At 73.4% G+C, this 8,853-nt stretch carries 6 protein-coding genes and 1 riboswitch; of the genes, 1 reads left to right on the top strand and 5 read right to left on the bottom strand.

Annotated elements, in window-relative coordinates; all coding sequences use genetic code 11:
• Positions 1 to 2,725 (bottom strand): bifunctional acetate--CoA ligase family protein/GNAT family N-acetyltransferase (locus FRZ03_RS02350; RefSeq protein WP_146463491.1); only part of this gene is annotated, 2,725 nt, incomplete at its 3' end.
• Positions 2,726 to 2,903: 178 nt separating this feature from the next.
• Here FRZ03_RS02350 and FRZ03_RS02360 point away from each other — a divergent pair.
• Positions 2,904 to 3,185 carry an HPr family phosphocarrier protein gene (locus tag FRZ03_RS02360; RefSeq protein WP_146463492.1) on the top strand — a complete coding sequence of 94 codons (282 nt, stop codon included), beginning with the start codon at positions 2,904 to 2,906 and terminating at the stop codon, positions 3,183 to 3,185.
• 642 nt (positions 3,186 to 3,827) lie between these two features.
• Here FRZ03_RS02360 and FRZ03_RS02365 read toward each other — a convergent pair.
• The 4 genes from FRZ03_RS02365 to FRZ03_RS02380 all read right to left on the bottom strand — a co-directional run bounded on the left by FRZ03_RS02365 (position 3,828) and on the right by FRZ03_RS02380 (position 8,655).
• A complete protein-coding gene (locus tag FRZ03_RS02365; RefSeq protein WP_146463493.1) occupies positions 3,828 to 4,514 on the bottom strand; it encodes a GntR family transcriptional regulator in 687 nt (228 codons plus the stop codon).
• A gap of 214 nt (positions 4,515 to 4,728) precedes the next feature.
• Entirely contained in the window at positions 4,729 to 5,484 is a 756-nt protein-coding gene (locus FRZ03_RS02370; protein WP_146463494.1) for a M23 family metallopeptidase, read from the bottom strand.
• A 12-nt stretch (positions 5,485 to 5,496) separates the two neighbouring features.
• Positions 5,497 to 5,659, bottom strand: a riboswitch (cyclic di-AMP (ydaO/yuaA leader).
• Between the two features lie 213 nt (positions 5,660 to 5,872).
• Positions 5,873 to 7,243: a M16 family metallopeptidase gene (locus FRZ03_RS02375; RefSeq protein ID WP_146463496.1), complete on the bottom strand. Its 1,371-nt coding sequence runs from the start codon at positions 7,241 to 7,243 to the stop codon at positions 5,873 to 5,875.
• A gap of 17 nt (positions 7,244 to 7,260) precedes the next feature.
• Positions 7,261 to 8,655 (bottom strand): M16 family metallopeptidase, encoded by a 1,395-nt coding sequence (locus FRZ03_RS02380; RefSeq protein ID WP_146463495.1) that lies wholly within the window; start codon positions 8,653 to 8,655, stop codon positions 7,261 to 7,263.
• Between the last annotated feature and the right edge of the window lie 198 nt (positions 8,656 to 8,853).

The following is an 8,853-nucleotide window of genomic DNA, read 5'->3' on the forward strand; positions in this document are numbered from 1 at the left end:
GTTCCAGGGTGACCGCGACCACCTCGGGGTGGTCGTCGACCAGACGGGACACCCGCAGCAGCAGCTCCTCCAGGGCGGGGGTGTCGACGGGGGTGGAGCCGCGCCAGCCGAAGAGCAGGGGCGCGGTGCGGATCGCGCGCACCAGCGAGGTCGCGTCCCGGTCGGTGACCGGGATCAGCCGGTGCGCCGTGTCGTCCAGCAGCTGCGAGGCCGCGCCGGCCAGGCCGAAGGACAGCACGGCCCCGGCCGCCGGGTCGATCACGGCCCGTACGACGGTGTCGACGCCCCGGGGCGCCATCCCCTGCACCACCGGCCGCAGCTCCTCCGGCTTGCCGAACAGCTCGGACAACTCCGCGTAGGCTCGGCGCAGTTGGTCCTCGTCGGCCAGGTCCAGACGGACCCCGCCGAGGTCGGCGCGGTGCCTGAGGTGCGGGGCGGTCGCCTTCAGGGCCACCGGGTAGCCGAGGGTGCGGGCGGCCTCGGCGGCGGCGTCGGGCGCGGGCGCGGGCAGGGCGCGCCGCACCCGGATGCCGTACTTGCCGAGCAGCTCACAGGTCTCGGCCTCGGAGATGGTGAGCCCCTCGCCGCGTGCCAGCAGCTCCCCGATCAGCCGTGCGGCCCCCTTCTCGTCGATGTCCTCGTACTCCGGCACCCTTCCGGGGTCCATCGCCTCCCGGCGCCACTGCCCGTAGCGGACGGCCTCGGCCAGAGCCCGGACGGCGCGTTCGGCGGCGGGGTAGGCGGGGATGAGCCGGGTCCCTTCGGGCGGGGACACCACGGTGGGCGGTCGTTCCGCCGGACGGGACGCCGGGGCGCCGCCCTCGGCGCCGGGCAGCTTGTCCGCGGCGGTCGGCGCGGTGCTCGCCGCCGCCGAGAGCGCCTGCGCCAGTCCGCCCAGCTCCACATGCACCACCAGCACCGGCTTCCCCGGCACCGCCGCCGCCGCGGACCGCAGGGCCTCCGCCAGTTCCGCGTCCCCGGGCGACGCCTCGCCGATCGCCGGGATCGCCGTCACCACGACGGAGTCGTTCGTGTCGTCGGCGAGCGCCGCGCTCAGCGCCCGGTGGAAGTCCTCCGCGCCGGCCCCGGTCGTCAGGTCCAGGGGGCGCCCCGGCCGCAGCCCCTCCGCCAGGCAGCGGTCGTACGTCAGTACGCCCAGCGACTCCGAGTTGCCGAGGATCGCCACGCGCGGCCCGGCGGGCAGTGGCTGGCGGGCGAGCAGCAGTCCCGCGTCGACCAGTTCGGTGATGGTGTCGACCCGGGTCACCCCGGCCTGCCGGAGCAGCGCGGACACCGTCGCGTGCGGCAGCCGGGTGGCGCGCACCGCGTGGCCCTGGGGTGCGGTGCCGGTCCCCTGCACCACGACCAGCGGTTTCGCCGCCGCAGTCCGCCGGGCGAGCCGGGTGAACTTGCGGGGGTTGCCGATGGTCTCCAGGTACATCAGGACGACGTCGGTGTCCGGGTCCTCGTACCAGTACTGGAGGACGTCGTTGCCGGAGACGTCGGCGCGGTTCCCGGCGGAGACGAAGGTGGAGACGCCGCTGACCCCGGTGACCCCGCCGCCGCGCCGGTGCAGCCGGGACAGCAGCGCGATGCCGATCGCGCCGGACTGCGCGAACATGCCGATGCGGCCGGGCCGCGGCATCTCGGGCGCGAGGGAGGCGTTCAGCCGCACCTCCGGGGCGGTGTTGATGACGCCGAACGCGTTGGGCCCGATAATCCGCATACCGTACGCCCGCGCCTGCTGGACGAGCGCCCGCTGCCGCTCCCTGCCCTCGGGCCCGCTCTCGGCGTACCCGGCGCTGAGCACGACGAGTCCCTGGACGCCGTGCTCCCCGCACTCGGCGACCACGGCGGGCACGTACTCGGCCGGTACGGCGACGACGGCGAGGTCCACCGGGCCGTCGACGTCCCGCACGCAGTGGTACGCCCGCACCCCGTCGACCTCCGCCAGGTCCTCGGGGAAGGCCTTGTTCACGGCGTACAGCCGGCCCGCGTACCCGGCGTCCTTGATGTTGGCGAGGACGCTGCGGCCCACCCCGCCGGGCGCGCGGCCGACGCCGATCACCGCGACGGAGCCGGGCGCGAGGAGCCGTTGCACCGAGCGGGCCTCGGCACGCTGCTCCCGGGCGCGCTGCACGGCGAGCGAGCGGTCGGTGGGCTCGATGTCGAACTCCAGGCGGACGACACCGTCCTCGAAGCTGCGCTTCTGGGTGTAGCCGGCGTCGGTGAACACCTTGATCATCTTGGTGTTGGCGGGCAGCACCTCGGCGGTGAAACGGCGGATGCCCCGTTCGCGGGCGACGGCCGCGATGTGCTCCAGGAGGGCGGAGGCCACTCCCCTGCCCTGGTGGGCGTCCTGCACCAGGAAGGCGACCTCCGCCTCGTCGGCGGGCGCGGACGCGGGGGCGCCGCCGGTGCCGATGCGGTCGTAGCGCACCGTGGCGATGAACTCGCCGCCCACGGTGGCCGCGAGCCCCACCCGGTCGACGAAGTCGTGGTGGGTGAAGCGGTGCACGTCCTTGGCGGACAGCCGGGGGTAGGGCGCGAAGAAGCGGTAGTACTTGGACTCGTCCGACACCTGCTCGTAGAAGTGGACCAGGCGGTCGGCGTCGTCGACGGTGATGGGCCGGATGCGGGCGGTGCCCCCGTCCCGCAGCACCACGTCCGCCTCCCAGTGCGCGGGATAGTCGTACCGGCCCTGCGGTTCCGCCGAGGTTCGCATGCGCCCCAGAGTACGGCTAGCGTCGGGCAACGGCGCGGGGCAGTCTGTGGGGAACGGACGCCGGGCCGAGGGTGCGGTCACGACGGCACGTGGAGGGGGTGCGCAGCCCCTCTCCAGGCATGGTTCACCATATGGAAGACTGGTCTAGACAACCCTGAAGAGTGAAGGGCAGCAACACATGGCTGAGCGCCGCGTCAACGTCGGCTGGGCCGAGGGTCTTCACGCCCGCCCCGCCTCCATTTTCGTCCGGGCCGCGACGGCCGCAGGCATCCCGGTGACGATCTCCAAGGCCGGCGGCACCCCGGTCAACGCGGCCTCCATGCTCGGCGTTCTGGGTCTGGGCGCCCAGGGCGGCGAGGAGATCGTGCTCGCTTCCGACGCCGAGGGCGCGGAGGCCGCCCTGGACCGGCTGGCCAAGCTGGTCGCCGAGGGACTGGAAGAGCTGCCCGAGACCGTCTGAGCGGCATCGACCCTTTCGCCCCCTTCGCGTCTTCGCGCCTTCGCGCCTTCGCGGAGCCGGGCCTCACGCAGTCGTGTGAGGCCCGGCTCGGGCCGATCCGCCGGCTCGGCGCGGACGGGAAGCGGCGCGAGCCGCCCGGAACACATGGCGGCGGTCGGTGCGGTGCCGACCGGACCGGCCACGGCGGCACCAGCGCGTCCTCGGGCGAGGACGCCCGACGGTTCGGCGACCCGGGCAACAGCCGCAACGACACCGACGGCAGGGCCTTCGCCGTCGTCGGCGGCAACCACATCCGAGTGAGCGCACCTTCGTGTCGAACCGCGGCTGCCACTGCGGCCGTTCCCTCGGACGGCACCTGGCAGGGCGCCCCGCGCGCTGGGCTCCCACAAGCTCGGCGGCCCGTCCGCCGGTCCCCTCCCGGCAAGTGCCGTGCAGAAGCCGCCCGGTCACGCCGTGGACCCGTCCTCCGACGCGCTCTGGCCGGCCATCGGCACCCGGCGGCCGACAGTGAAGCCCGAACGGCAGGTGTTCACGGTTTTCGGAAAACCTGCCGCATTCACCGGGTACCGTAATTCCCGGCGCCCTGGAAACAGGAAAACACTCGCCCGGACAATACCCATCACTTTGTATACGGCACCCGTGTTAATTCCGTGCACCCGACATGTTTACGGCATGTTGCGAAGTCCTCACGCGCTCGGCGGCGCCGGGTACGCGCAGCCGGTGCCCGGCCGCCGTCCGCTCGGTGTGCAGCGCGGTCAGCGCGCGGGCGCGCGCCCCGTCGCCGCGCGCCACCGCGTCCACGATCGCGCCGTGCTCCGTCCATGTGCCGACCGGGTCCGGCGGCGCGTCCACCGTGTACATCCAGGCGATCTTGTGGCGCAGTTGGAGGAGGGCGGAGGTGAGCGAGGGGCTGCCGCAGGCCTGGGCCAGCGTCTCGTGGAACCAGCCGTCCAGCGCACGCAGATCCTCGCCGTCGCCCCGCCCGGCGCGCTCCTGTCCCAGCCTGACCAGGCCCCGCAGCACCTTGAGATGGGCCTCGGTGCGCCGCCGGGCGGCCCGGGCCGCGCCCAGCGGTTCCAGGAGCAGACGCATCTCCAGCAGGTCGGCGGCCTCGTCCTCGGTCGGCTCGGCCACGCAGGCGCCCGCGTGCCGGCGCGTCACCACGAAGCCCTCCGCCTCCAGGGTGCGCAGGGCCTCGCGCACGGGGACGCGCGAGACGCCGTAGCGGCGGGCCAGCACCTCCTCGGTGAGACGGCCGCCGCGTTCGAGGACGCCGGTGACGATGTCGTCCCGGATCGCCGTGCACACCGACTGCGCCGGAATACGCATGACCGACCTCCGCCTTGATTCCCCGCGACACGACGCCGACGACGGACGCGTGTTTCCCGTGACCCTATTCCCGCGACTCTATTCCACCGGGGCGCCTTTTCCGACGGCGGGCCGGAATCCAGGGATATTTTTTGGACAGGCCCGCCGGGACAACGCGGGAAAGGCGAAAGCCCCGGCTCGGTGGCCGGGGCTTTCGGATGCCGTGCGGGGTCGGTCAGACGTCGACGCCGTGCTCGCGCAGGTAGGCGACGGGGTCGATGTCGGAGCCGTAGTCGGGGCTGGTGCGCGCCTCGAAGTGCAGGTGCGGGCCGGTGACGTTGCCGGTGGCGCCGGACAGGCCGATCCGCTGGCCGGCGGTGACCGCCTGGCCCACCGTGACGCCGATGGACGACAGGTGGCCGTACTGGGTGTACGTGCCGTCGGCCATGCGGATCACGATCTGGTTGCCGTACGCCCCGCCCCAGCCGGTGGAGACGACGGTGCCGACGCCGACCGCGTGCACCGGGGTGCCACTGGCGGCGTGGAAGTCGATGCCGGTGTGGGACCCGGAGGACCACAGCGAGCTGCTGGCCTCGTAGCCGGTGGACACATAGGAGTGCGCGATCGGGGCGACGAAGGTGTTCAGGCGCTTGCGCTCGGCCTCGCGGGCGGCGCGGGCCTTCGCCTCGCGCGCCTGCTTCACCCGTTCGGCGGCGGCCTTGGCCGCGGCCTCCTGGGCCGCCTTGCGCTCGGCGGCCCGCTGCTGGGCGCTGGCCTGCGCGTCGATGTGCTCGGCGACGTCGTCGCTCGCGGCGAGCACGGGGGTGAGACCGGTCTGCTCCGCGGGGCGCTCGGCGGCGAGCGCCGGGGAGGCCGCGAGGGTGCCGATGACGCCGGTGGTCGTCAGGGCCGCGACACCGGCCGCCTGGGCGGTGGTTCGCTTGACCCGGCCGGGCTTGCGGTGCTTCCCGGTGGCGCACATGAACGCCATGGAGTGGCTGGTCCTTTCCTTCCCTCTCGCCTACCGGGTTAGCTGACGGGTTCGGAGCAGGAAGGTCTCCTACGGGCTCCCTCGCGTCGCGCGCGGGCGCCCGATTCACCCCAGGGACGTGTGGGTCCCCGGCTCCCCTGGCTCGCGCCGTACGGGGACTCGGCGATGGCTGTCCGGTGCCGCGGGTGCGGCGCACTGCCCGACGAACAGCCCGGATGACGCTAAGCGGACCGGCTCTCGATCCCCAAACAGATCGGGGTTTTTGTAGCGCATCCCACAGGGCAGACACGCAACCTCCGCCCCAATTCGGACATCTGAGGAAGAGAGTGGAACAACAGGGGCCCTGACGACCCGTACAGGTCGTCAGGGCCCCGTCCGCCGTGTGCGGTTACTCGGCCGCCACCACGGTGACGTCACCGATGCCCAGCGCCTCGACCGGCGCCTTGATCTGCGCCGCGTCACCGACCAGGACGGTCACCAGGCGGTCCACCGGGAAGGCGTTGACGACGGCCGCGGTCGCCTCCACCGTGCCCGTGGCGGCCAGTTGCCGGTACAGCGTCGCCTGGAAGTCGTCGGGCAGGTGCTGCTCGACCTGGTCGGCGAGCGTGCTCGCGACGGCCGCCGCGGTCTCGTACTTCAGCGGCGCCACCCCGACGAGGTTCTGCACGGCGACGTCCCGCTCGGCGTCGGTCAGGCCCTCCGCCGCGAGGGTGCGCAGCACCTTCCACAGGTCGTCGAGGGCGGGGCCGGTGTTGGGCGTGTCCACCGAGCCGCTGATGGCGAGCATCGACGCGCCGGTGCCGTCCGGGGCGGAGCGCAGCACCTGGCCGAAGGAGCGCACACCGTAGGTGTAGCCCTTCTCCTCGCGCAGCACCCGGTCCAGACGGGAGGTGAGGGTGCCGCCGAGGCAGTAGGTGCCGAGCACCTGGGCGGGCCACACCCGGTCGTGCCGGTCCGGGCCGATCCGGCCGATGAGCAGCTGCGTCTGGACGGCGCCGGGCCGGTCCACGATGACGACGCGTCCGGTGTCGTCGGCCGTCACCGCCGGCACGGGCCGGGGCTCGCCGGGCGTGCCGGTCCAGGCGCCCAGGGTGTCGCCGAGCAGCGCGTCCAGGTCGATGCCGGTGAGGTCGCCGACCACCACGGCGGTGGCCGTGGCGGGGCGCACATGGCGCTCGTAGAAGGCGCGTACGGCGGGCGCGTCGATCTTCTCGACGGTCTCCTCGGTGCCCTGGCGCGGACGGGACATGCGCGAGGCCGCCGGGAACAGCTCCTTGGACAGCTCCTTGGCGGCACGGCGGGCCGGGTTGGCCAGCTCGTGCGGGATCTCGTCCAGCCGGTTGCGGACCAGGCGCTCGATCTCGCTCTCGGCGAAGGCGGGGGCGCGCAGCGCGTCGGCGACCAGACCGAGGCCCTTGGCCAGGCGGGAGGCGGGGACCTCCAGGCTGAGCCGGACGCCGGGGTGGTCGGCGTGCGCGTCGAGGGTGGCGCCCGCGCGCTCCAGCTCGGCGGCGAACTCCTCGGCGGAGTGCCGGTCGGTGCCCTCGGAGAAGGCCCGCGCCATGATGGTGGCGACGCCGTCCAGGCCGGCCGGCTCGGCGTCCAGGGGCGCGTCCAGCAGCACCTCCACGGCGACGACCTGCTGGCCGGGGCGGTGGCAGCGCAGCACGGTCAGGCCGTTGTCGAGCGCGCCGCGCTCGGGGGCCGGGAAGGCCCAGGGCCTGGCCTCGCCGGCCTGGGGCCGGGGGTGGAAGTCCATGGTGGCGAGCTGCTCGGTCACTTGGCCGTCTCCTCGTTCTCGTTGCCGGCCTCTACGGTGGCTTCCGACTCCGGGTCCTCGGGCAGGTCGGCGTCCTCGACGTGCTCCGGCGACTTGGGCTCGTAGACCAGGACCGCACGGTTGTCGGGGCGCAGGCGGGCCTTGGCGACCTCCCTGACCTCCTCGGCGGTCACCTCGAGGATGCGCGGCACGGCGTTCAGGGCGAGCTGCGGGTCGCCGAACAGGACGGCGTAGCGGCACAGTTCGTCGGCGCGGCCGGCGACCGTGCCGAGCCGGTCGAGCCACTCGCGCTCCAACTGGGCCTGGGCGCGCTCCATTTCCTCGGCGGTGGGACCTTCCTCGGCGAACCGGGCCAGCTCCTCGTCGATGGCGGCCTCGATGACCGGCACCTCCACGTCGCCGGAGGTCTTCACGTCCAGCCAGCCCATGGAGGGGGCGCCGGCCAGGCGCAGCAGGCCGAAGCCGGCCGCGACGGCCGTACGGTCGCGGCGCACCAGCCGGTTGTAGAGCCGGGAGGACTCGCCGCCGCCGAGGACGGTCAGGGCGAGGTCGGCCGCGTCGCAGGCGCGCGTGCCGTCGTGCGGCAGCCGGTAGGCGGCCATCAGGGCGCGCGCCGGGACCTCCTCGACGACGACCTCGCGCAGCTGCTCGCCGATGACGTCCGGCAGGGAGCCGTCCCGGGGCGCGGGCTTGCCGTCGTGGGACGGGATGGACCCGAAGTACTTCTCCACCCAGGCGAGGGTCTGCTCGGGGTCGATGTCGCCGACCACGGAGAGCACCGCGTTGTTCGGCGCGTAGTAGGTGCGGAAGAACTGGCGGGCGTCCTCCAGGGTGGCCGCGTCCAGGTCCGCCATGGAGCCGATCGGCGTGTGGTGGTAGGGGTGGCCCTCGGGGTACGACAGGGCGGTCAGCCTCTCGAAGGCCGTCCCGTAGGGAACGTTGTCGTAGCGCTGGCGGCGCTCGTTCTTGACGACGTCCCGCTGGTTCTCCATGGACTCGTCGTCCAGGGCGGTCAGCAGGGAGCCCATGCGGTCGGCCTCCAGCCAGAGCGCCAGCTCCAGCTGGTGGGCGGGCATGGTCTCGAAGTAGTTGGTGCGCTCGAAGCTGGTGGTGCCGTTGAGCGAGCCGCCGGCGCCCTGCACCAGTTCGAAGTGGCCGTTGCCCTTGACCTGCCCCGAGCCCTGGAACATCAGGTGCTCGAAAAGGTGGGCCAGGCCGGTGCGCCCCTTGACCTCGTGGCGGGAGCCGACGTCGTACCAGAGGCAGACGGCCGCCACGGGGGTCAGGTGGTCCTCGGAGAGCACCACGCGCAGACCGTTGGCCAGGCGGTGCTCGGTCGCTGTCAGGCCCCCGGAGCCTGCCTCGGCTGTGGTCGTGTGACCCATGGGCATGTACGTCCCTTCGCGAGCGGAGGCGGTTGTGGAAACCGCGTTTTTCCTGCCGTTCCTGCCACTGTATGCAAAGCGTGCGAGGCCTCGGCGAAGTTCCCGCGGCACGTACGCCCACAGCGGATCGCGTAGCCTGCGTCGCACCCGGATCCGTGATCGCCCGGGGCGCCGGGCGAGCCGCGCGGGCCGGGGTGCGGACAG

The organism is Streptomyces misionensis, from assembly GCF_007896895.1.
GTDB lineage: Bacteria > Actinomycetota > Actinomycetes > Streptomycetales > Streptomycetaceae > Streptomyces > Streptomyces misionensis_A.